Origin of the sequence: Caldimonas brevitalea (genome assembly GCF_001017435.1) — a bacterium.
In the GTDB taxonomy this organism is placed as follows: domain Bacteria; phylum Pseudomonadota; class Gammaproteobacteria; order Burkholderiales; family Burkholderiaceae_C; genus Caldimonas; species Caldimonas brevitalea.
In genome coordinates this window covers 4,293,063-4,313,383 of sequence record NZ_CP011371.1, presented here as the reverse complement: position 1 = coordinate 4,313,383, position 20,321 = coordinate 4,293,063, and the positions used below count along the sequence as shown (strand labels likewise).

Here is a 20,321-nt window from a genome sequence, read left to right as displayed (position 1 = left end):
AGTAAAACTAGGCGCCGATGTAGGCGCGGCGGACCGCGTCGTTGTTCATCAGCTCGTCGCGGCTGCCTTCCATCACGATGCGGCCGCTTTCGATCACGTAGGCGCGGCTTGCGATCTGCAGTGCCGCGTAGGCGTTCTGTTCCGCCAGCAGCACGGTGGTGCCGGCCCGGTTGATCTTCTGGATCACCTCGAACACTTGTTTGACGACCAGCGGCGCGAGGCCCAGCGAGGGCTCGTCGAGCAGCAGGGCCTGGGGCCGGCCCATCAAGGCGCGCCCGATCGCCACCATTTGCTGCTGGCCGCCGCTGAGCGAACCGGCCGCGTCGTCCTTTTTGTCGAACAGGATGGGGAACATCGCGAACACCTCTTCGAGGGTGCGCTGGATGCCTTTGCGGTCGCGCCGGTGCACATACGCGCCCAGCATCAAATTCTTCAGCACCGACATGCCGGGGAACAGCTTGCGGCCCTCGGGGCAGTGCAGCACGCCGTGTTGCACCACGCGTGAGGGCTTCTGCCCGACCAGGTCCTGGTCGCCGAAGCGGATGCGCCCGTTGGCGGCCTTGTGCAGGCCGCTGATGGTGCCGAAGATCGAGCTCTTGCCGGCCCCGTTGGCGCCCAGCAGCACCACCAGTTCACCTTGCTTGGCGTGCAGCGACACCTTGTCGAGTGCGCGGAAGCTGCCGTAGTTGAGCGAGACGTTTTCAAGCTGCAGCATGTTCGCTCCCCAGGTAGGCCTCGATCACTTGCGGGTTGGCGCGAATCTCCGCCGGCGTGCCCTCGGCGATCTTCTCGCCGTAGCTGAGCACCAGGATCTTGTCGGCCAGGCTCATGATCATGTCCATCTTGTGTTCGATCAAACACACCGTCAGGCCGCTGTCCACCATCTTGCGGATCAGCGCGGCCAGGCCCACGGTCTCCTCGGGGTTGACACCGCCGGCCGGCTCGTCGAGCAGCACGATGTTCGGGTCGGTGCACAGCGCCAGCGCAAAGGCGACGCGCTTGCGCTCTTCCTGCGAGATGTCGGCCGCGAGGCGGTGGTGGATGTGGTTCAGACCGACGAAGTCGAGCGCACGTTCGGCCTTGTCGCGGCAGATCTTTTCTTCTTCACGGGCGAGGCGGGTGCGCGCCAGCACGTCCCACAGCCCGCTGCGGGTGCGCAGCCGGTGGCCGACGATGAGGTTGTCGAGCACGCTGGCGTTGTCGAACAGGGCGGTGGTCTGGAAGGTGCGCGACACCCCCAGGCGGGCCATCTGGTCGGCCCGCAGACGCGTCACGTCCTGGCCCTTGAAGACGATCGATCCGCTGGTGGGCTGGTGCACGCCGCTGATCAGGTTGAAGAAGGTCGTCTTGCCGGCGCCGTTGGGGCCGATGATCGCGTTGATCTTGCCGGCTTCCATCGTCACGGACACGTCGCGCACGGCGGTCAGGCCGCCGAATCGTTTGGTCAGGTTGCGAATCTCAAGCATGGCTGCCTCCGCGGGCTTCTTGCAGCGGCTGGGCGGTGGGGTTGGCGGACGCGGGGCGCGGTGCAGCCGCGGGGGCGCGGCGGGCATCGCGACGCATGCGCCACTGCACATAGGTGCCGACGATGCCGTTGGGCACGAAGATCACCAGCAACACCAGGATGGGGCCGAACACCAAGAAGCGGTACTCCTGCAGGAACTGCAGATACTGCGTGACCCACGGCATGATCAGCGCGCCGAGCAGCGGGCCGAGCAAGGTGCCGATGCCGCCGATCAGCATGAACATCGTCATGTCGAAGGTGTGTTCCACCGCGGCCATGCCCGGGCCCAGGAAGCGCACATACCCTGCGTACAAGCCGCCCGCCATGCCGGCGTAGAACACCGACAGCATGAAGGCCAGCACCTTGTTGCGCATCAGGTTGATGCCCAGCGACTCGGCCAGTTCCTCGCTGTTGCGGATCGCGATGAAGGTGGCGCCGAGCAGCGAGCGCACGATGCGGTGCATCACCCACATGCCCACCGCCAGGAAGAACAGCACCAGGTAGTACAGCTCGCGCGGCGATTCGAAGCCGATCGGGCCGATGGCTTCCGGCGACGGGATGCCGATGATGCCGACCGTGCCGTGCGTCAGGCTCTCCCACTTCTCGATCACCAAAAACATGATGTAGCCCACGCACAGCGTGAAGATCGAGAAGTAGTGGCCCTTCAGGCGCAGCGAGACGATGCCGATGAAGAAGCCCAGCACCGCCGCGAACAAGCCCGACAGCGCGAACGCGACCCAGAACGGCACTTGGTGGTCGACCGTCAGGATGCCCACCGTGTAGGCGCCGACCGCCATGAAGCCGGCGTGGGCCAGGTTGAACTGCCCGGTGTAGCCGGTGATCAGGTTCAGGCCGACGGTGGCCAGCGCGAAGATGTAGGCATTCGACATCACCGTCAGGTGGTAGTCGTTGCCGGCGAGAAACGGAAACACCAGGCCGAGCGCCAGCAAAACGCTCCAGCCGACCTTGCCTTCGAGGTAAGCCATCTCAGCGCACTCCTTTGGTGAACAGACCTTGCGGTCGCAGCGACAGGATCACCACCAGCAGTGCGAAGGCGATGATGTCTTTGTAGTCGGGGGAGATGTAGAAGGCGCCGAAGCTCTCGGCGAAGCCGATGATCAGGCCGCCGACGATGGCGCCGGGCACGCTGCCCATGCCGCCCAGGATGATGATCACGAAGGCCTTGGTGATCACCAGGTGGCCCATCGAGGGGTAGACCAGGTTGATCGGCGCGTAGAGCGCTGCGGCCACCGCGGCCAGCGCGCCCGAGATCGCGAAGGTCATCATCGCCACCTTGTTGGCGTCGATGCCCACCAGGGCAGCACCTTCACGGTTTTGCGCCATCGCGATGATGGTCGCGCCGGTGGTGGTCTTCTTCAGGAACAGGTGCAGACACACCATCAGGCCGAAGGCGGCCGCGATGATCAGCAATCGTTGCAGCGGCGCGGTCAGGCCGGCGACGTTGACCACCGCGGAGTAGGGCGTTTCCATCCGGTGGAAGTCGGCGCCCCAGATCGCCTGGGCACCGGCTTCGAGGAACAGCATCAGGCCGATGGCGGCAATCATGTGATGCAGCCCGGGCGAGTTGCGCAGCGGGTGGAACACCAAGCGCTCGGCCAGCACGCCGATCAGGGCCACCACCACCGCCGCGCCGGCCATCGCCGCCCAGTAGTTGAAGCCCTGCGCGCTCATCAGGTAGAAGCCGGCATAAGCACCAGCCATATAAAACGCGCCGTGGGCGAAATTGGGTACGTGCAAAATGCCATACACCAGCGTCAGGCCCAGCGCGACGAGGCTGTATATGCCCCCGAGCGTCAAGCCATTTAATATTTGCTGGAAGAACAATTCCAAGATTTCTCCTTTGATACTGCAGAATTCGGAACCCGAGTAAATGCCGGGAGAAAATCCGGCGGCCTCTGGGTCTTGATCTCTGTGGCGCTCTTGCGGTGCACCCTCGATGCGCACTTTGTCACGCCGGCTTGGGCGCCGTCAACGCGGGTTCCCCCGTGTTGTTCTGCGGTGCGGGAGCTGTAAGGCGGTGTTTACACCGATTCTCGGGTGAAAAGCGCTGTATTTCGGTTTATTGTTCCGCTAAGCAGAATATTGGGGGCGAGTGATTTCCGTGCCGCCGCGCACGTCAGGCGAGGCGTCAGAAAATAGGACAGTACGGATCCGACGGGGGCATCAAAAACCATGAGACCGGTGCTCCCGGCCCGCCGGTCACCGCACCATATAACCGCCGTCCGCCACGATGGTCTGCCCGGTGATATACCGCCCGGCGGCGCCCGACAACATCACCGCCACCCCGCCGATGTCGTCGGGCTCGCCGATCCGGCGCAGCGGCAATTCAGCTTCGACGAGGCCGCGGATGCGCGGGTCCTCGTGAATGGCGCGGGCGAAATCGGTGCGGATGACCCCCGGCGCGATGCAATTGACGCGAATGTTGTCAGGGCCCCATTCGACCGCCAGGTTGCGGGCGAGCTGCATGTCGGCGGCCTTGGAGACGTTGTAGGCGCCGATGGTGCTCGAGCCGTGCAGGCCACCGATCGACGAGACGATGACGATCGCGCCATCGCGCCGCGCCGCCATGTCGGGGCGCACCAGGTTGCACAACCACAGGTTGCTCAACACGTTGTTGCGCATCACCTTGTCGAACACGTCGTCGGTGAGGCCGGTCGTCGGGCCGTAATAGGGGTTGGTCGCCGCGTTGCAGACCAGGATGTCGATCGGGCCAAGGCGCTCGCGCGTTTGCGCCACCAGGGCTTCGAGGTCGGTCTTGCTCGAGATGTTGGCCGGCAGCGCGATCGCGTCGAGGCCTTCGGCCCGGATCGAGGCCGCCACCGCCTCGCAGGCATCCGCCTTGCGGCTGGAGATCACGACGCGCGCGCCGCAGCGCGCCAGGTTTTCTGCGATGGAGCGGCCGATACCGCGGCTGGACCCCGTGACGATGGCGACCTTGCCATCAAGCCGAAACAGTTGCATCGTGCGTCTCCTTGTAGGCGTCGGTGTGTTTCCGAACGCTCTTTTTGTGATCGGTGTGACAGACACGGTAAGGGGGGTGCCGGCACGGGTCTGTCACGCAAGGGACAAGCTAGGGGATGCCCCAATGTCGGAGCAGATATCGGACGACCGTGCGGCGCCGGAATCGACGCCGCTGTTTTTCGCGCTGTGGCCCAGCCCGAGCGAGCGCGAGGCCTTGTGTGCGCAGCAGCGGCTGTGGCGCTGGCCCCCAGGCGTGCGGCTGACGCGGCCGCAGCGCTTGCACGTGACGTTGCACTTCCTGCCGCAGGTGCCACGCGAGCGGGTGGCCGAACTGCTGCAGGCCGGTGAGGTGCCGGTGGAGCCGTTCGAGCTGTCGCTCGCATCGGCCGGCACCTGGGGCGGCATTGCCTGGCTGCGGCCACTGGCGCCGCCGCCGGCGTTGATGGCGTTGCAGCAGCGCCTCGGGGAGATGTTGTTGCGCCTCGGGTATACCCTCGACTCGCGCCCTTACGAGCCTCACGTCACGCTGGCCCGCGATGCCCGGCGTGCGCAGCCGCCCGAGGGGCAGCCCGAGCTGCGCTGGCACGTCGAAGCTTATGTGCTGGTGGAGTCGGTGCTGCAGCCGGTGCCCGAGTATCGGGTGCTGCGGGAGTACCGCTGAGGCCGCTCAGCCGTAGACCGCGACCACCTGGTAGCCGAAGGCGGCCAGTTCGCCGTTGGGCGTCCACAGCGTCGTGGTGTCGTTGACATAGCCGCCGGCGGCCGCGCGCGTGTCCTTGTCGATGCGCCAGTAGCCGTCGCCGGTGCCCGCCCGGCTGGGCGCCGCGAGTTCGAGCGCCCACGACACCGAACTGCTCGGCACCCGGGTCGTGAGCCGGCTGATCGCCGCGGTGGGGGCGGCGTCGGCCAGCAGCACGGTCAACAACTCGTCGTCCACCTTGTCGTCTTTCAGGCGGGCGTACACGCGTGCCTGCCAAGTGTCCTGGCCGCTGAACGGCAAATGGCCTTCGGCCCAGCGGAAGTCGAGGTGCTGGGTGAAATTGGGCGTCATGCCGGCGATGTAGGGCAGCGGGGCCGCATCGCCGGGTGTCACGGGGACGGCCGGAGGCACCGGTGCGAGCCGCGGCAACGCCGTCTCGCGCGCAACGCCGAACACACCCAGCAGCACCGCAGCCGTTTCGCCGGCCTGCCGCACCACCGCTTGCACCTGCCGCAAATTCTTACCTTCGCGCAGCAGCTGCACCTCGACGTCCATCTGGCCGAGCCCGACCGGCCCGACGAAGTTGGTCTGGAGCGCGATCAGGCGCACGCCGGTCGGCCACTGGGCGCCGGCCACCTCACGCATCGCCGCCACGGCGCAGGCCGAGATGAGCCCGCCGAAGGTGGTGCGGCCTTGCAGCCAGTCGTCGGTGATGCCAAAGCTCACGGTGGAGCCCTGGAGGCTGCGTCCGGCGAGCAGCTGCGAGAGGGGAAGGCGTGTGTCCATGACGGCAGGGCCCCCGAGGGGGCGGGTGAAAAACAGCCCGATTATCGAACGATCGTGCTATTTTTGCCTGTCGCCCGCTTGTCACCCTCGGCCAGCACCGTCGCCGCAAGCGGCGGGTCGACCTGGTAGGGCGGCAGCTTCACGCCGCAATGGCGGCAATAGTTCGCGTCCGGCGCCTGGTCTTCGGTCAGGCACTCTGGGCAGGTCCGCGTGGTGACCGGGCGCAGCCGCAGCGTCGCCATCTCGGACGTCACGATGCCGGTCGGCACCGCCAGCGTGCCCCAGCCGAGCAGCATCATCAACGACGCGATCAACCGGCCGACATCGGTTTTGGGTGTGATGTCGCCGAAACCGACCGTGGTGAGCGTCGTGATGGCCCAGTACACCGAGGTGGGGATGTTGGTGAAGCCGTGCTGCGGCCCCTCGACCAGGAACATCAGCGTGCCCACCACCAGCACCACCATCAGCACGAAGCCGAGGAACACCGCGATCTTGCGCCGGCTGTTCGCCAGTGCGGTGGCCAGCAGCCGGTACTCCTCCGCATACTGGGTCAGCTTGAAGATCCTGAAGATGCGCAGCAATCGCAGGATGCGCACATCCATCAGCAGGTGCAGCTCGGGCACGAAGGCGGCCAGATAGGCCGGCAGGATGGCCAGCAGGTCGATGATGCCGTAGAAGCTGGTGGCGTAGCGCATGGGCCGGCGTACACAGGCCAGGCGCGCCGCGTACTCCAGCGTGAACAGCAGCGTGAACCACCATTCGAGCGCGTCGAACCAGCGGTGCCAGCGCAGGTGCAGGCCCTGCACGCTGTCGAGCATCACGACCAGCACGCTGACCAGGATGGCGCAGATCAGCGTCAGGTCGAACATGCGGCCGGCGCGGGTGTCGGCCTCGAAGATGATGGTGTAGAGCCGCTCCCGCCAACCGGTGTCCGGCTTGCCGAAATCGTCAGCGGGCGAAGAGAGCGTGGGCGTGCTGAAGGAGGACGTGGTGCTGCGGCCGGTCATGTGCCAGGGGGACGTTCCCGTTGATCCAGCGACACCGGGCCGGCGCCGTACGCTGCCACGTACAACAGGCCGCCGGTGATCGCGAGGTTTTTGTAGAAGCTGATGCTCTGGGCGACTTGCTGCGAGGGGTCGACCGCCCAGAAGTTGTGGAAGAACAGTGCGGCAAGCACCGCGAACACGGCCAACACCAGCGCCGCCCAGCGCGCCTTCCAGCCCAGCAGCAGCGCCAGGCCGGCCACCACCTCGAGCGCCGCGGTGCCGCCGGCCAGCACGGTCGGAAGTGGCAGGCCCTTGCTACCGATGTAGCCCACGGTGCCGCCGAAGTTGTCGATCTTGCTGAAGCCCGCCGGCACGAACATGAGGGCGAGCAGGACACGGCCCATCAACGGGCCGAACTTTTCGATAAAGGCCATGGGGTTGACTCCTGTTGCGGTGAGGCTGGTCACGCGAGCATAGGAGGCGCACCGTGGCAGCGCAATCACGCCGCTTCCCGTGGCAGGCCTGGGAGCCGTTGCAGCGCCACCTCCCGGCGTTCGGCCGCGCTGCGGCTGCCGGCCTCGATCACCGCCATCACTGCAATGGCATCTTCCGCCGTCACCGGAGGCGGGCCGCCTGACCACAGCGCGTCACGCAACGCCGCATAGTAGGCGAGGTGGTTGCCCGCCGGCGCCGCGACGGCCTGCTGCGATGTGTCCTCGAGCGTCAACCGGCCCGGCTCGGAGTCGCTGCCCCAGTCGCCCAAAGCCTGCAGCGAGGGACGGGCGCCGCCCTTCAGCAGGTCCTCCTGCGGGTCGAGACCGTGCTTGACGTAGCTGCCTCGCGTGCCATGCATGACAAAGCGCGGCCCGGGCGCGGCGCTCAGGCTGCTGGCATGCAAGACAACGCGCAGACGTTCATAGCGCAGCTGGGCATGAAAGTAATCGTCGGTCTCGGCACCGTCGCGCAGCACCGCGAGGTCGAGCGTCACCGCGTCGGGCACGCCGAACAGCTGCAGGGCCTGGTCGACCAGATGCGGCCCGAGGTCGTACCACAGCCCGGCGCCAGGCCCCGATTGTTCGCGCCAGCGCGCGCGTACCTGCGGGCGAAAGCGGTCGAAATGCGATTCGAAGTGCACCACCCGGCCGAGCGAGCCTGCGTCGAGCAGCGCCCGCAGCCCGAGGAAGTCGCCGTCCCAGCGGCGGTTGTGGAACACCGACAGCACCCGGCGCCGATGCCGCGCCAGCGCGTCGAGCTCGCGCGCCTCGGCCAGCGTGACCGTGAAGGGCTTGTCGACCACCACGTGTTTGCCGGCCAGCAGCGCGGCCTTGGCGAGCGGGTGGTGGGTCGGATTGGGTGTCGGGACCACGATCAGGTCGAGATCGGGCCGGGCGATCAGCGCCTCGGGCGTGGGCTCGACGGTCAAACCCGGCCAGTCGGCGTGCACCTTGGCGGCGTCGCGGCTCGACACCGCAGCCAACTGCAAGCCCGGGACGCCGGCGATCAGCGGGGCATGGAAGGTCTTGCTGGCGTAGCCGTAGCCGAGCAGGCCGACCCGAAGTGTGTTCATCTGCAGGAATCCGTTCTGAAAGCATCAAACCGGGCCGCGGGTGGCGCGACCCGAGCAGGCCCGAGCTTAATCGCAAGCAAGGTGCCTTCGGTACAGTGCGGCTACCACGATGGGAGTGCGCGATGTCCGATCCTCGATTCGACCTGTTCGTCATCGGCGGCGGCAGCGGTGGCGTGCGCGCCGCGCGCCTGGCGGCGAAGCAGGGGGCCCGCGTCGCCCTGGCGGAGGCCGGTCGGCTCGGCGGCACCTGTGTGAACCTGGGCTGCATCCCGAAAAAGATCTACAGCTATGCCGCCCACCATGCGGCCGCCTTCGAAGAAGCTGCCGCGCTGGGGTGGCACTTCGACACCGCGCCTCAGTTCGACTGGGCCCGATTGCAGCAGCGGCGGGCCGACGAGGTGGCGCGGCTCAACGCGGTCTACGCGCGACTGCTGAGCGAGGCGGGCGTGACGGTCTATCCCGCCCGGGCCCGCGTGGAGGCGACCCAGACGGTGCGCGTGGGCGAGGCCCGGGTGCATGCGGAACGGGTGCTGGTGGCGGCCGGCTCCGCGCCCTACACCCCCGAGCTGGAAGGGGCGAAGCTGGCCATCACGTCGAACGAACTGTTCGACCTGCAGCCGTTCCCGAGCCGTCTGGTCATCATCGGCGCCGGCTACATCGGCTGCGAGTTCGCCTCGATTTTCAGCGGCCTCGGGGCGCGCGTGACGGTGCTGTACCGCGGCGACTTGCCGCTCGACGGCTTCGACCATGATCTGCGTCGCTTCGCGGCCCAGGCACTGGCGGGCAAGGGCATCACGCTGCGGCCCGGCACCCCGGTCGGCGCGATCGAACGTGCCGGCGGGGCGCTGCAGGTGCGGCTGGCAAACGGCGGCGAGCCGGTGCCAGCCGACGCCGTGCTGCTGGCCACCGGCCGGCGTCCCGCCACCGCCGGGCTGGGCCTGGACACGGTGGGGGTGGCGCTGAGCGAGACGGGGGCGGTGCAGGTCGACGCAGAGTTCCGCACCTCGCTGCCCTGGCTTTATGCGATCGGCGACGTGATCGGCCGGCAGGCCCTGACGCCCGTGGCGCTGATGCAGGCGGCCGCGCTGGTCGACCGGCTCTACGGCTGCCCCGGGCGGGCGCGGCGCGAAATGCACGAAGAACACGAGGTGCCGACGGCGGTGTTTTGCGACCCTCCGATCGGCAGCGTCGGCCTGACCGAGCAGGCTGCGCGGGAACGTCATGACGCGGTGGCCGTGTACCGCTCCGAATTCCGCTCGCTGCGGCATGCAGTGGCCGGCAGCGACGAGCGGGCCCTGATCAAGCTGGTGGTCGACAAGACCACCGACCGGGTGCTGGGCCTGCACATGATGGCGCCGGAGGCGCCCGAGATCGTGCAAGGTTTCGCGGTCGCGCTCAAGGCCGGCGCGACCAAGGCGTTGTTCGACAGCACGGTGGCGGTGCATCCCACCCTTGCGGAAGAGGTGGTGCTGATGCGCGACGAGGTGTGCAAGGGCGGCAGCAGCGTGGCCTGAGCGCCCCGCGCCACAGACGGGAAGGAGTAAGCTCGCCGCACCATGAGTCTCACATCCCCTTCCACCCCCGAACTCGTCTACCTCCAGGGCCAACCCGTCGTCCAACTGCGCGCGCCCGATGGCGCCCGCGCCACCGTGCTGCTGCAGGGCGGCCAGGTGATCTCGTGGTCGCCCGCCGGAGGGTCCGAGCGGCTGTACCTGTCGGAGCGCGCCGTGTTCGAGGACGGCAAGGCCGTGCGCGGCGGCGTGCCGGTGATCTTTCCGCAGTTCGAACAGCGCGGGCCGCTGCCCCGCCACGGTTTCGCGCGCACCAAACGCTGGAAGTTGCTGCGCGCCGACACCGGCCGCGACGACGCCATCGCGGTGCTGGGCCTCACCGACGACGAGGCGACGCGAAGCCTGTGGCCGCACGCCTTCGCCGTCGAGCTGACGGTGGCGGTCGGCGGTAACCGGCTGGACCTGGAACTCGAAGTCGAGCACCGTGGCGCGCAAGGCGCGGCTCCGTTCAGCTTCATGGCGGCGTTGCACACCTATCTGCGCGTGCGCGAGGTCGAGGAAGCGCGCCTGAAAGGGCTGCAGGGCGTGCGCTACCAAGACAGCACACGCCAAGGCGCCGAAGCGGTCGAAAGCAGCGGCGCGCTGGCCATCACCGACGAGATCGACCGCATCTATTTCGGCGCCACCCGGGCCTTGCTGCTCGACGAACCCCACCGTGCGCTGGGCATCGAAGCGCAGCAGTTTCCCGACGTGGTGGTCTGGAACCCGTGGGACCGGAAGTGCGCTGCGCTGCCCGATATGCCGCCGCTTGGGTTTCGCCAGATGCTGTGCGTCGAAGCGGCCTTGATCGGCGAGCCGGTCGTGCTGCAGCCGGGGGAGCAGTGGTGGGGCCGGCAAAGCCTGGTCGCCGGCTGATCCCCAGCGCACCCGCACCGGGCCGGGGCCGCCAGGCTACCGGTGTCAGCGGCGTCTGACACGGCCGGCCCCGGGCTGCTGACATCCCCGCCAGGGGGTGCCGCCCTACAGTGAGTCCATCGTCGCTTCATCCGAGTGGCTTAGGCCACCCGTCACCGAGGACTCGTCATGACCGGCTCCTTGTTCGCCGTGATCGGCACCGTGTTGTTGGGCGCTGCAGGCAGCGTGGGTGTGATGGCCGTGAAGAAGGCAGCTGCGCAGGAAGGGCTGGGGCCCGACGAGGTGCAGTTCGTCCGGTGCGCGGATGTGCGACAGGAGTTCACCCATGCACCGCACCCCGCCCAGGTGTCCCGCCCGGTCTGGGTGCTGACCCGCTCTGCGGGCGGCACCAGCGATGCGTTCTGCGGCGGCGGGGACGGCGAACAAACGGTGCCGGGCCTGGGGACGGAAGAGCCGGACTGGCTGGTCCGCCGCCCCGGCGTGGTGGGGTTGCCCCGGCTGTTGGTGTGACACGGTGAAGCAGAACTCGAAGATGCAGATGGGTGGGCCGGGCAGCACGGTGTGCGCCGGGCCCTCGCTTGAGCGGACGCCGACGGGCACCGCGAACGGCGCCGGGTCTGTTCGAGCACCTCGCGGTGCTGTCCAGGCCGCCGGCAGTGGTCGTGCCCCAGGCGCGGCGTCTTTCTGAAAAAGGAGAGCAAGCATGATGAAAGCACTGACACTGGTGAGTACCGTGGCGGCGGCCGTGGCCCTGACGGCCTGTGAGCGGGCGCCTGAGGACAGCACCGCGGCCGCCAACGCCGACGCCACCGTGGTGGCGCAGGCCGAGACGGCGGGCGACAAGGCCGAGAACGCCGGCGAACGCGCCCGTGAAGCCGGCGGCCAGGCGGTCGACACCGCCCAGGAAAAGGGCGCCCAAGCGGTGGACGCCACCCGCGAGAAGGGCGCCGAGGTCGCCGCTGCAGCACGTGAGAAGGGCGGCGAGCTGGCCGCCGACGCCAAGGAAAAGGGCAGCCAAGTGGCCGCCAATGCGCGCGAGACGGGCGGCGAAATGGCCGCGCGTGCCAGCGATGCGGTGTCCGACGCCGCCATCACCGCCTCGGTGAACGCCGAGCTGGCGCGGGCCGACGACCTGAGCGCGCTGCGCATCGATGTCGACACCACCAACGGCCGCGTCACGCTGAGCGGCACCGCGCCGAGCGATTCGGCGCGTGAGCGGGCCACCCAGCTGGCCTCCAGCGTGCGCGGTGTGACCGGCGTCGACAACCAGCTGCAGGTGAAGGCCGCCGACAAGGGCCGCAAGGCCGATTGATCGGGGCCGGAGCGGCCCCTCAATGCGAAACCCCCGCCTCGGCGGGGGTTCGTTTTTGTCAGGCGTGGTTGCCCGACGGCACGCCGGCTCTGCGCGCGAGGGCGCGCCCTCAGGTCTTGGCGACTTGCAGCACCAGCTTGCCGAAGTTCTCGCCGGTGAACAGCTTGAGCAAGGTCTCGGGGAAGGTGTCGAGGCCGAACACGACGTCTTCCTTGGACTTCATGCGGCCGGCTTGCAGGTAGCCTGCCAGTTCGGCGATGGCCTGCGGGTAGCGGTCGGCGTAGTCGAACACCACCATGCCCTCCATGCGGGCGCGGTTCACCAGCAGCGACAAGTAGTTCTTCGGGCCCTGGACCGTCTCGGTGTTGTTGTACTGCGAGATCGCACCGCAGATGATGATGCGGGCCTTGCGGTTGATGCGGGTCAGCACCGTGTCGAGGATCTCGCCGCCAACGTTGTCGAAATAGATGTCGACACCTTGCGCGCAATGCTGCTTGAGGCCGTCCTTGACGGCGCCGCCCTTGTAGTCGATGCAGGCGTCGAAGCCCAGTTCATGCACCACCCAGTCGCACTTCGCCTTGCCGCCGGCAATGCCGACGACGCGGCAACCCTTGAGCTTGGCCAGCTGCCCGACGGTCTGCCCGACCGCCCCTGCCGCGCCGGACACCACCACGGTCTCGCCCGGCTTGGGCTGGCCGATGTCCATCAACCCGAAGTAGCCGGTCATGCCCGGCATGCCCAACACGTTGAGCCATTGGGTCAGGCCGCCGAGGCGCGGATCGATGCGGGCAACGCCGAGGCGCTTGATTTCGTCGCGCCCAAAGCGGGCGTACTCCTGCACGCCGAGAGTGCCGGTGACGTAGGCGTCGACCGGGAAATCGGGATGACGCGAGGCGATCACGCGGCCGATGCCGCCCGCCCGCATCACTTCACCCAACCCGACCGGCGGGATGTACGACTTGCCCTCGTTCATCCAGCCGCGCATCGCAGGGTCGAGCGACAGGTAGAGGGTTTGCACCACCAGGCCGCCGTCGTCGGGCTCCGCGACCGGCTCGGTGGTGAATTGCCAGTTGTCCCGGGTCGGCATCCCGACGGGACGGGAGGCCAGGCGGACCTGGCGGTTGGCAAGGCCGCTCAGCGGCGAGGTGTTCGCGGTGGTGTTCATCGAAGACGCCCCGGGAGTTGACGATGCGCCGGATGAAACCACAGGTGACCCGCGCGTTGCGTCACTTACGTGACGAGACGTGGCCGGCGGCGCCTCCGTGCCCCGTCGCCCGCCTCACGACACGGCATTGCTGGCGGCCGCCGGCTCCGGGCGGGGCTCGGGCCGGTCCACGGCGAGCGCCAGCGGCGCACGTGGCGGTCGACGATCGGGGCAATCGGGGTCGGGCAATCGCGCCAACGCGGCCGCGCGTGCCTCGTTCAGGAAGTCGAGGATGATCGGCGAGCTGTCGGCCAGCGCATGGCGTTCCCGATGGAACTCCGGGTGCCACTGGACCCCGCGCGCATAGCCCTCGCCGGTCCACCGGATCGCTTCGACCACGCCGTCCACACTGGACACGGCCTCGACCTCGATCTGCTTGCCCAGCTTGGCGACCGCCTGGTGGTGGATGCTGGTGACCCGCAAACGGGTCGCTTTGGGGTAGAGCGACGCCAGCTGGCTGTTGGCGACGAAACTGACGTCGTGCTCGAGCTGGTCGTACAGGTCGGCGTCGACGTGGGCGTGGGCGGCCGGCACCTGCGTCATCACATCCTGGTAGAGCGTGCCGCCAAAGGCGACGTTGAGCAGCTGACAGCCGCGGCACACGCCGATCACCGGTTTGCGTTGCTGGATGAAGGCGCGCAGCAGCGCCAGCTCGTAGCGGTCGCGCACCGGATCGCCAGCCCAGCGCGGGTCGATCGGCTCCTGGCCGTAACTTTGGGGGGAGACATCGGCACCGCCCTGCAGCACCAGCCCGTCCAGCTCGTTCACATAGTCGAAGACCGACAAATGGCGCGCGGCGCGCCGGCTGTCCTCGGCCACCGCCGGCACCATGAACGCGATCGCGCCGTGCTCCATGATCCAGTGGGCCAGTGACTGCTCCAGGTATTGCAGCGTCTTGTTCCGAAATCCCAGCTCGGACGGCACCTGGTACAGCAAGCGGGCCGAGATGCCGATGCGCAAGGGCCGGGTCTGGGACGGGTTCTGCGTCATGCCCTTCTCTCCAACACTTCAAATGCCGGCCGTGGCCGGTGCTGCCGAGGAGCAAGCAAACGGTGCGCCGGGCAGCAACGTGTTTCCTGGTGCACCGTGCGCGCCCGCCTTGCCGGCCGCCGCCGCCGACGGTTGTCGGTTCTGTGACCAAAAGTTTTGTGCATTACGTCACGAGCCTCCTGCCTGTGCCACGGGCGTCAGTCTGCATTAAGGGAAAACCCTGGGGTCCTCCCTAGAATCGCCGAGCACTGCCACAGCCCCGAACGACGTGTCGCGCGGCTTCGTGGCGCCTGGGTTTCCCCCTTCATCCGATCCCCACTTCCCCTTGCCATGTTGACCTTCAAGCCGTCCATGTTCCGCTTTCTGCCCCGTATTTCCCGGTCGTTTGTCGCGCTTGCCGTCATTGCGGCCGCCGGTGCGGCCCACGCCGACATCGTGGTCGGCCAGGTCGCACCCTTCAGTGGGCCCCAAGGGGTCACCGGCCGTGCCATCCATGCCGGCGCCAAGCTGTACATCGATGCCGTCAACGCGCGCGGCGGCGTGCGTGGCCAGCGTTTGAAGCTGGTGACGCGTGACGACGCGCAGAAGCCCGACGAGACCGTGCGCCTGGTCAAGGAACTGATCTCGCAGGAACAGCCGGTGGCGCTGCTGGGCAGCGTGGGCACCAGCAACCTGGAGGCGCTGGCGAAGGACGGCGTGCTCGAGAAGAGCCGTGTCGCCCTGGTCGGCGCGGTGTCGGGCGCCGCCAGTGTCGCTCAAGTGCGCGGGCTGCATGTGGTGAAGGCGAGCTACCACGACGAAATCGGCCGTCTGTTCAGCCAGCTTTCGCAACTGGGCCTGACGCGCGTCGGCCTGGTGTACCAGGACGACGGTCTCGGCAAGGACGTGCTGGTCGGCGCCGACAAGGCCGCCAAGCAGTACGGCATCACGCTGGTGGGGCGCGCCGGGTACCCCCGCAACACGACCGAGGTGCAGGCGGCGGTCAGCAGCATGCTGAAGGCCCAGCCTCAGGTGATTTTCCTCGGCGCGACCACCGCCGCCGCAGTGCAGTTCGTCAAGCAGTACGGCGAGGGCGGCGGCCAGGCCACGATGTACGGCATGTCGATCATCGACACCGAGGCGCTGCTCAAGGCGCTCGGCCCGGACCGTGCCCGCGGCTATGCCTTCTCGGTGGTGCTGCCGCTGTCCAGCAAGAGTGACCGTGAAGTGGTGCGCGAGTACGTGCGGCTGCGCGAGACGGCCAAGAACCCCGACCTGTCGACACGCTCGATGGAAGGGTTCATCGCCGCCAAGGCCCTGGTCAAGGCGATCGAGAAGGCGGGCAAGCCCAGCGCTGAATCCGTGTATGCGACGCTTGAGAGTTCGAGCGAACTCGATGTCGGGGGCTTCCGGCTCGACTTCAGCAAGCAGGACCGCACCGCGTCGCGCTACGTCGACTTCGCCATGATCGGCGACGGTGGCAAGATCGTGCAGTGAAGCAGCGCGCAGCGGGCACAATCCTAGGGCTGGTTTTCCTGCCCTGACACCAAAGTGCGCCAAGCGCACCGCCCCTGCACATGCTCATCATCGATTTCGAACTCCGCGGCGATTTCATCACCCTCGACCGTCTGCTGAAGGCAACCGGGTTGGCCGACAGCGGCGGCGAGGCCAAGGCCATGGTCGCCGCCGGCAAGGTGCAGGTCGATGGGCAAGACGAACTGCGCAAGACTTGCAAGGTGCGCGCAGGCCAGGTGGTCGCGGTCCACGGCACCCGCGTGCGCATCTGCGCGGCCCGGGAACCGGCCGGCGCCTGAGCCCGGCGCGCCGCGGGACGGCAGTACCGCCGAGTCTGCCCGGCCGTCGGTGCGCAACGCGCCGTCCCGCAGCGTCTTGCTACAGTGCAGGGCATGAGCCTACCGCCTGCCTCACCGCCGTCCTTGCGGCCCCCGTATACCCCGCTACCTTTGCTGGCCGACGCGCTGCGTCGCGACGGATACGCGGTGCTCGAGCCGGCCGACTTGTGCGCCTGGCTCGATTGCGAACGGGCCGACCTCGAGGCACTGCGCCCCGGCTGGGAGCGCCTGCCCCCCGACGCCTACCTGCGCGACGGCGGCCGCTACCGGCGGCGCCGGCATTCCTGTTTTGTCTCGCATGGCGACCGGCTGGAGTCGGTGGCACACCGCGCGCATTGGCAGCCGGTGGAATACAACGCGCTACACGGCGGGCTGGAGCGTTGGTTCGAGCCAATGGAAGCGGCCTCGCTGGACCTGCCGGTGTGGCCGCGGCTGCTGGGCGCACTGAGCAGCTGCTGCACGACACTGCGGCCCGATGCCGGCCCCTGGTACATCGAGGCGCACCAGTTCCGTATCGACACCACCGACGGCATCGGCCGGCCCACGCCTGAAGGTGCTCATCGTGACGGCGTCGACTTCGTGGCCGTGCTGCTGGTGGGTCGGCAGGGCGTGAAGGGCGGCGAGACGCGTGTGTTCGAGGCGGACGGGCCGCGCGGCATCCGCTTCACGATGGAGCAGCCTTGGACCTTGCTGCTGCTCGACGATGCCCGCGTGGTGCACGAGACGACGCCGATCCAGCCGCTCACGGCGTCTGCAGGTCATCGCGACACCCTGGTCGTGACGCTGCGGGCCGGCGGGTTCCAGGGACCGCAGCCTTAGGCTGTGGTCCTGACGTTGGCCTGACACTGCCCATGCCAGTGGGCCTTCTGCACCGACGCGCTGGCGCACGGTCCTAGACGGTGGTGTGGCTCGCCAGGTACTCGCGCACCGCGAGGGCGTGGTGACCCACGGCCTCGACGGCACGCCGGAGGTCGTCAGCACTGACCCCCAGTTCGGTCACCCAATACTCGAGTTCGCTTTCCTCGTCCACGTCTACTGCGATGCGGTCGTGACCGGCGCGCTCGAAGATGTCGGTTGCCATGAAAACCTCCTGGCGTATGGCGATGTGGTGCGGGCAGCAGTCAACGTGCCCGGCGGACTTCAGCGGGCGACCATGCGCTCCAGCTCCTCTTTGTGTCGGTCCCGGCGATCCTTCATACCTTTGATATTCACACCCGTGTAAAGCTGCGCATGCCACGAGGGGTCCCTCGGCGCTTGCACACGCATCGCACCGGTGGCCCACGAGGGGCCATGGCGACGGTGGGCGAGCACCGAGTACTCCACGGCGGTGCATCTCGACTGCCATGAACAGCGGGCGTGGTCGCCGCCGACCGCGTAATTTCCGCGGTGGTGCTGCCGGTCCTTGGACCCGGTGGCGTTCGGCGACTGCGACATCTTGGTACTCCTGGAGGCTCGGGAGGCATGCCACGTAGACATGCCCTCACAGCGGCGGCAGCAAGCGCCATGCCCCGCCGCCCCAGCGGCCGCCGGTGCTGGTGGGAGTCGCGCTTGCTTGGGCGAACTGCACTGGCGGGGGGGGGTGCCGCGCCACAAGGAGGAGGCCGTTTGGATCTCGATGCATTGCTGCTGTCACGCCTACAGTTCGCGTGGGTCATCGCGTGGCACATCCTGCTGCCGGCCTTTACCGTGGGACTGGCCTGCTACATCGCCACGCTCGAGACGCTGTGGTGGATCACCAAGCGCGAGATCTTTCTGCGGCTGTCGGCGTTCTGGATCAAGATCTTCGCCGTCTCGTTCGGCATGGGTGTGGTCTCGGGCATCGTGATGCCCTTCCAGTTCGGCACCAACTGGAGCCGCTTCTCCGACGCGGCGTTCAATGTCGTCGGCGCGCTGATGGCTTACGAGGTGCTGACAGCCTTTTTCCTCGAGGCGGCTTTCCTCGGCATCCTGCTGTTCGGGCGCAAGCTGGTGCCGCAGTGGGCGCACGTGGTGTCCGCGCTGATGGTGGCGCTGGGCACCTTGATGTCGTCGTTCTGGATCCTGGCGGTCAACAGCTGGATGCAGACACCGAGAGGGCACGAGGTGGTGGACGGCCGTTTTGTCCCGCTGGACATGTGGGCCGTCATCTTCACGCCGTCGTTTCCCTACCGGTTGACGCACACGGTGGTCGCCTTTCTGGTCACCACTGGCTTTGTGATCCTGGCGGTCGGCGCCGGCTACCTGCGGCACGGGCGCCATGTGGACGAGAGCCGGGTGATGGTCAAGATGTCGCTCGCGTTTCTCAGCGTGATGGTGCCGCTGCAGGTGGTGGTGGGCGATCTGCACGGCCTCAACACGCTCGAACACCAGCCGGCGAAGGTGGCGGCGATGGAAGGGCTGTGGGAGACCCAGCGGCGCGTGCCGGCTTCCTTGTTCGCGATCCCCGACGCCGAGGCCGAGACCAATCACTTCGAGATCGCCATCCCGGCGCTCGGCAGCCTCTACCTGACGCACGAATGGGACGGCGAGGTGAAGGGCCTGAAGCACTGGCGCAAGCAGGACCGCCCGCCGGTCGCCATCGTCTACTTCGCCTTCCGCATCATGGTCGGCATCGGCCTGCTGATGCTGGCGCTGGTGGCCTATGGCTGGCTGCAGCGCTGGCGCGGCCGGCTCTACACGTCGCCCACCTTCCTGCGGCTCGCCCACCGGGCCATGCCGCTCGGCTTCATCGCGGTGCTGGCCGGCTGGACCGTGACCGAGGTGGGCCGCCAGCCTTGGGTGGTCTACGGCCTGATGCGCACGCGCGATGCGGTCTCGCCGACCCTCACCACCGGTGATGTCGGGCTCTCGTTGGCAGGCTACATCCTCAGCTACCTGGTCATCTTCGGTGGCGGCTTCCTGTTGCTGCGGCATCTGGTGCGGCAAGGCCCGCGGGCCGCCGAGGCGCAGGAGCGGCCCGACCGCGACGCGCGGCCCAAGCGCCCGCTGTCGGCATTGACCGACACCCCGACGGCGCCGGGCGCCAGAAAGGTCGGCGATGCTGCTTGACCTCGTGCCGCTGTGGGCCGCCATCATGGCGCTGGCCGTCTTCATGTACGTGCTGCTCGACGGCTTCGACCTCGGCGTCGGCATGCTGTTCGCGTTGCGCCACGACGAGCATGAACGCGACCTGATGGTGGCGTCGGTCGCGCCGATCTGGGACTTCAACGAAACCTGGCTGATCCTCGGCGTCGGCGGGCTGCTGGCGGTGTTCCCGCTGGCGTTCGCGATCGTGATGCCGGCGCTGTACTTCCCGATCCTGCTGATGCTGCTCGGGCTTTTGTTCCGCGGCGTGGCGTTCGAGTTCCGCGAGGTGGCGGGCCCGCGTCGCGCGCTGTGGGACCGCGGCTTCTTCTGCGGCTCGCTGGTGGCGACCTACGCACAGGGTGTCGTGCTCGGCAATTTCATCCAGGGCTTTCCGGTGTCCGGTCGCCAGTTCGCCGGCAGCAGCTGGGACTGGATCTCGCCGTTCGCACTGCTGACCGGCCTCGGGCTGGTGGCCGGCTATGCGCTGCAGGGCGCCACCTGGCTGGTGATGAAGACCGAAGGCGAGCTGCAGCAATGGGCCAAACAGATGGCGCGTCGCTGCCTCTGGGGCGTGCTGGCCTTCATCGCAATGATCAGCGTCTGGACGCCGCTGGCAGAGCCGCGCATCGCCGCGCGCTGGTTCAGCCTGCCCAACGTGTTTTACTTCGCGCCGGTGCCGCTGCTCACCGTCGTGCTCGCCTGGCAGCTCGAGCGCGGCTTGCGCCGTGGCTGGGACGTCGTGCCCTTCCTGTGTTCGATGGGGCTGTTCTTCCTGGCCTTCACGGGGCTCGTGATCAGTCTTTGGCCGTACGTCGCGCCGCCGTCCATCACGCTGTGGGATGCGGCCGCGGCCCCGAAGTCACAGGCCTTCATGTTGATCGGCACGATGTTCTTGCTGCCGGTGATCCTGCTCTACGTGTTTTGGTCCTACTGGGTCTTCCGGGGAAAGGTGAAAGGGCACCACGGCCATCACGGCGTGTAATTTTT

The 20,321-nt window shown here is 67.8% G+C and carries 23 protein-coding genes; 10 read left to right on the top strand and 13 right to left on the bottom strand.

The window, feature by feature from the left end; all coding sequences use genetic code 11:
- Positions 1-7: 7 nt before the first annotated feature.
- The 5 genes from AAW51_RS17995 to AAW51_RS17975 form a co-directional block, all read right to left on the bottom strand.
- Positions 8-715: an ABC transporter ATP-binding protein gene (locus AAW51_RS17995; protein WP_047195700.1), complete on the bottom strand. Its 708-nt coding sequence runs from the start codon at positions 713-715 to the stop codon at positions 8-10.
- Positions 702-1,466: an ABC transporter ATP-binding protein gene (locus AAW51_RS17990; protein ID WP_047195699.1), complete on the bottom strand. Its 765-nt coding sequence runs from the start codon at positions 1,464-1,466 to the stop codon at positions 702-704. The genes AAW51_RS17995 and AAW51_RS17990 overlap by 14 nt, the downstream gene beginning before the upstream one ends.
- On the bottom strand, positions 1,459-2,490 hold the full coding sequence (locus tag AAW51_RS17985) for a branched-chain amino acid ABC transporter permease (RefSeq protein WP_047195698.1): 1,032 nt from the start codon (positions 2,488-2,490) through the stop codon (positions 1,459-1,461). Before AAW51_RS17985 ends, AAW51_RS17990 begins: the two co-directional genes overlap by 8 nt.
- Position 2,491: 1 nt before the next feature.
- A complete protein-coding gene (locus AAW51_RS17980; protein ID WP_047195697.1) occupies positions 2,492-3,355 on the bottom strand; it encodes a branched-chain amino acid ABC transporter permease in 864 nt (287 codons plus the stop codon).
- 369 nt (positions 3,356-3,724) lie between these two features.
- Complete coding sequence (locus AAW51_RS17975; protein WP_047195696.1) at positions 3,725-4,486, bottom strand: SDR family NAD(P)-dependent oxidoreductase; 762 nt, start codon at positions 4,484-4,486, stop codon at positions 3,725-3,727.
- 124 nt (positions 4,487-4,610) lie between these two features.
- Here AAW51_RS17975 and thpR point away from each other — a divergent pair, with 124 nt between their 5' ends.
- Entirely contained in the window at positions 4,611-5,147 is a 537-nt protein-coding gene (gene thpR, locus AAW51_RS17970) for an RNA 2',3'-cyclic phosphodiesterase (protein ID WP_047195695.1), read from the top strand.
- 6 nt (positions 5,148-5,153) lie between these two features.
- On the opposite strand, the gene AAW51_RS17965 is transcribed toward thpR, so the two are convergent.
- The 4 genes from AAW51_RS17965 to AAW51_RS17950 form a co-directional block, all read right to left on the bottom strand.
- Positions 5,154-5,972 carry an acyl-CoA thioesterase gene (locus AAW51_RS17965; protein WP_047195694.1) on the bottom strand — a complete coding sequence of 273 codons (819 nt, stop codon included), beginning with the start codon at positions 5,970-5,972 and terminating at the stop codon, positions 5,154-5,156.
- Positions 5,973-6,013: 41 nt separating this feature from the next.
- Complete coding sequence (locus tag AAW51_RS17960; protein WP_083438395.1) at positions 6,014-6,979, bottom strand: ion transporter; 966 nt, start codon at positions 6,977-6,979, stop codon at positions 6,014-6,016.
- Positions 6,976-7,392: a DoxX family protein gene (locus AAW51_RS17955; protein WP_047195693.1), complete on the bottom strand. Its 417-nt coding sequence runs from the start codon at positions 7,390-7,392 to the stop codon at positions 6,976-6,978. The genes AAW51_RS17960 and AAW51_RS17955 overlap by 4 nt, the downstream gene beginning before the upstream one ends.
- Before the next feature lie 65 nt (positions 7,393-7,457).
- The gene (locus tag AAW51_RS17950) at positions 7,458-8,525 is read right to left on the bottom strand and encodes an oxidoreductase (RefSeq protein ID WP_047195692.1); all 1,068 of its coding nucleotides are present in this window, start codon (positions 8,523-8,525) and stop codon (positions 7,458-7,460) included.
- Positions 8,526-8,647: 122 nt separating this feature from the next.
- Between AAW51_RS17950 and gorA the strand changes: the two genes are divergently transcribed.
- The 4 genes from gorA (at position 8,648) to AAW51_RS30900 (ending at position 12,263) form a co-directional block, all read left to right on the top strand.
- Positions 8,648-10,039: a glutathione-disulfide reductase gene (gene gorA, locus AAW51_RS17945; RefSeq protein ID WP_047195691.1), complete on the top strand. Its 1,392-nt coding sequence runs from the start codon at positions 8,648-8,650 to the stop codon at positions 10,037-10,039.
- 42 nt (positions 10,040-10,081) lie between these two features.
- Positions 10,082-10,951 carry a D-hexose-6-phosphate mutarotase gene (locus AAW51_RS17940; protein ID WP_047195690.1) on the top strand — a complete coding sequence of 290 codons (870 nt, stop codon included), beginning with the start codon at positions 10,082-10,084 and terminating at the stop codon, positions 10,949-10,951.
- 168 nt (positions 10,952-11,119) lie between these two features.
- A complete protein-coding gene (locus AAW51_RS17935; protein WP_047195689.1) occupies positions 11,120-11,461 on the top strand; it encodes a hypothetical protein in 342 nt (113 codons plus the stop codon).
- A 193-nt stretch (positions 11,462-11,654) separates the two neighbouring features.
- On the top strand, positions 11,655-12,263 hold the full coding sequence (locus AAW51_RS30900; protein WP_053013708.1) for a BON domain-containing protein: 609 nt from the start codon (positions 11,655-11,657) through the stop codon (positions 12,261-12,263).
- A gap of 109 nt (positions 12,264-12,372) precedes the next feature.
- Here the strand turns inward: AAW51_RS30900 and AAW51_RS17925 are convergent, their stop codons facing one another.
- Positions 12,373-13,428 (bottom strand): NADP-dependent oxidoreductase, encoded by a 1,056-nt coding sequence (locus AAW51_RS17925; protein ID WP_047195688.1) that lies wholly within the window; start codon positions 13,426-13,428, stop codon positions 12,373-12,375.
- A gap of 114 nt (positions 13,429-13,542) precedes the next feature.
- Positions 13,543-14,457 carry a gamma-glutamyl-gamma-aminobutyrate hydrolase family protein gene (locus tag AAW51_RS17920; RefSeq protein ID WP_047195687.1) on the bottom strand — a complete coding sequence of 305 codons (915 nt, stop codon included), beginning with the start codon at positions 14,455-14,457 and terminating at the stop codon, positions 13,543-13,545.
- Positions 14,458-14,808: 351 nt separating this feature from the next.
- Between AAW51_RS17920 and AAW51_RS17915 the strand changes: the two genes are divergently transcribed.
- The 3 genes from AAW51_RS17915 to AAW51_RS17905 all read left to right on the top strand — a co-directional run bounded on the left by AAW51_RS17915 (position 14,809) and on the right by AAW51_RS17905 (position 17,108).
- Positions 14,809-15,933 (top strand): ABC transporter substrate-binding protein, encoded by a 1,125-nt coding sequence (locus tag AAW51_RS17915; RefSeq protein ID WP_047197993.1) that lies wholly within the window; start codon positions 14,809-14,811, stop codon positions 15,931-15,933.
- 80 nt (positions 15,934-16,013) lie between these two features.
- Positions 16,014-16,250, top strand: coding sequence for an RNA-binding S4 domain-containing protein (locus tag AAW51_RS17910; RefSeq protein ID WP_047195686.1), 237 nt, complete (start codon positions 16,014-16,016; stop codon positions 16,248-16,250).
- Between the two features lie 93 nt (positions 16,251-16,343).
- Complete coding sequence (locus AAW51_RS17905) at positions 16,344-17,108, top strand: 2OG-Fe dioxygenase family protein (RefSeq protein ID WP_047195685.1); 765 nt, start codon at positions 16,344-16,346, stop codon at positions 17,106-17,108.
- Positions 17,109-17,181: 73 nt separating this feature from the next.
- On the opposite strand, the gene AAW51_RS17900 is transcribed toward AAW51_RS17905, so the two are convergent.
- Both AAW51_RS17900 and AAW51_RS17895 read right to left on the bottom strand, forming a co-directional pair.
- Positions 17,182-17,370, bottom strand: coding sequence for a DUF3606 domain-containing protein (locus AAW51_RS17900; RefSeq protein WP_047195684.1), 189 nt, complete (start codon positions 17,368-17,370; stop codon positions 17,182-17,184).
- A 59-nt stretch (positions 17,371-17,429) separates the two neighbouring features.
- Positions 17,430-17,723, bottom strand: coding sequence for a hypothetical protein (locus AAW51_RS17895; RefSeq protein ID WP_047195683.1), 294 nt, complete (start codon positions 17,721-17,723; stop codon positions 17,430-17,432).
- A 171-nt stretch (positions 17,724-17,894) separates the two neighbouring features.
- Here AAW51_RS17895 and AAW51_RS17890 point away from each other — a divergent pair, with 171 nt between their 5' ends.
- Both AAW51_RS17890 and cydB read left to right on the top strand, forming a co-directional pair.
- Positions 17,895-19,316 carry a cytochrome ubiquinol oxidase subunit I gene (locus AAW51_RS17890; protein WP_047195682.1) on the top strand — a complete coding sequence of 474 codons (1,422 nt, stop codon included), beginning with the start codon at positions 17,895-17,897 and terminating at the stop codon, positions 19,314-19,316.
- A complete protein-coding gene (gene cydB / locus AAW51_RS17885) occupies positions 19,306-20,316 on the top strand; it encodes a cytochrome d ubiquinol oxidase subunit II (RefSeq protein WP_047195681.1) in 1,011 nt (336 codons plus the stop codon). The genes AAW51_RS17890 and cydB overlap by 11 nt, the downstream gene beginning before the upstream one ends.
- The last annotated feature ends 5 nt before the right edge of the window (positions 20,317-20,321 follow it).

Bases quoted from the DNA above. Each gene is read 5' to 3' on its own strand.
- AAW51_RS17995 (WP_047195700.1), bottom strand. From the start codon at position 715: ATGCTGCAGCTTGAAAACGTCTCGCTCAACTACGGCAGCTTCCGCGCA.
- AAW51_RS17990 (WP_047195699.1), bottom strand. From the start codon at position 1,466: ATGCTTGAGATTCGCAACCTGACCAAACGATTCGGCGGCCTGACCGCC.
- AAW51_RS17985 (WP_047195698.1), bottom strand. From the start codon at position 2,490: ATGGCTTACCTCGAAGGCAAGGTCGGCTGGAGCGTTTTGCTGGCGCTC.
- AAW51_RS17975 (WP_047195696.1), bottom strand. From the start codon at position 4,486: ATGCAACTGTTTCGGCTTGATGGCAAGGTCGCCATCGTCACGGGGTCC.
- thpR (WP_047195695.1), top strand. From the start codon at position 4,611: ATGTCGGAGCAGATATCGGACGACCGTGCGGCGCCGGAATCGACGCCG.
- AAW51_RS17965 (WP_047195694.1), bottom strand. From the start codon at position 5,972: ATGGACACACGCCTTCCCCTCTCGCAGCTGCTCGCCGGACGCAGCCTC.
- AAW51_RS17960 (WP_083438395.1), bottom strand. From the start codon at position 6,979: ATGACCGGCCGCAGCACCACGTCCTCCTTCAGCACGCCCACGCTCTCT.
- AAW51_RS17955 (WP_047195693.1), bottom strand. From the start codon at position 7,392: ATGGCCTTTATCGAAAAGTTCGGCCCGTTGATGGGCCGTGTCCTGCTC.
- AAW51_RS17950 (WP_047195692.1), bottom strand. From the start codon at position 8,525: ATGAACACACTTCGGGTCGGCCTGCTCGGCTACGGCTACGCCAGCAAG.
- gorA (WP_047195691.1), top strand. From the start codon at position 8,648: ATGTCCGATCCTCGATTCGACCTGTTCGTCATCGGCGGCGGCAGCGGT.
- AAW51_RS17940 (WP_047195690.1), top strand. From the start codon at position 10,082: ATGAGTCTCACATCCCCTTCCACCCCCGAACTCGTCTACCTCCAGGGC.
- AAW51_RS17935 (WP_047195689.1), top strand. From the start codon at position 11,120: ATGACCGGCTCCTTGTTCGCCGTGATCGGCACCGTGTTGTTGGGCGCT.
- AAW51_RS30900 (WP_053013708.1), top strand. From the start codon at position 11,655: ATGATGAAAGCACTGACACTGGTGAGTACCGTGGCGGCGGCCGTGGCC.
- AAW51_RS17925 (WP_047195688.1), bottom strand. From the start codon at position 13,428: ATGAACACCACCGCGAACACCTCGCCGCTGAGCGGCCTTGCCAACCGC.
- AAW51_RS17920 (WP_047195687.1), bottom strand. From the start codon at position 14,457: ATGACGCAGAACCCGTCCCAGACCCGGCCCTTGCGCATCGGCATCTCG.
- AAW51_RS17915 (WP_047197993.1), top strand. From the start codon at position 14,809: ATGTTCCGCTTTCTGCCCCGTATTTCCCGGTCGTTTGTCGCGCTTGCC.
- AAW51_RS17910 (WP_047195686.1), top strand. From the start codon at position 16,014: ATGCTCATCATCGATTTCGAACTCCGCGGCGATTTCATCACCCTCGAC.
- AAW51_RS17905 (WP_047195685.1), top strand. From the start codon at position 16,344: ATGAGCCTACCGCCTGCCTCACCGCCGTCCTTGCGGCCCCCGTATACC.
- AAW51_RS17900 (WP_047195684.1), bottom strand. From the start codon at position 17,370: ATGGCAACCGACATCTTCGAGCGCGCCGGTCACGACCGCATCGCAGTA.
- AAW51_RS17895 (WP_047195683.1), bottom strand. From the start codon at position 17,723: ATGTCGCAGTCGCCGAACGCCACCGGGTCCAAGGACCGGCAGCACCAC.
- cydB (WP_047195681.1), top strand. From the start codon at position 19,306: ATGCTGCTTGACCTCGTGCCGCTGTGGGCCGCCATCATGGCGCTGGCC.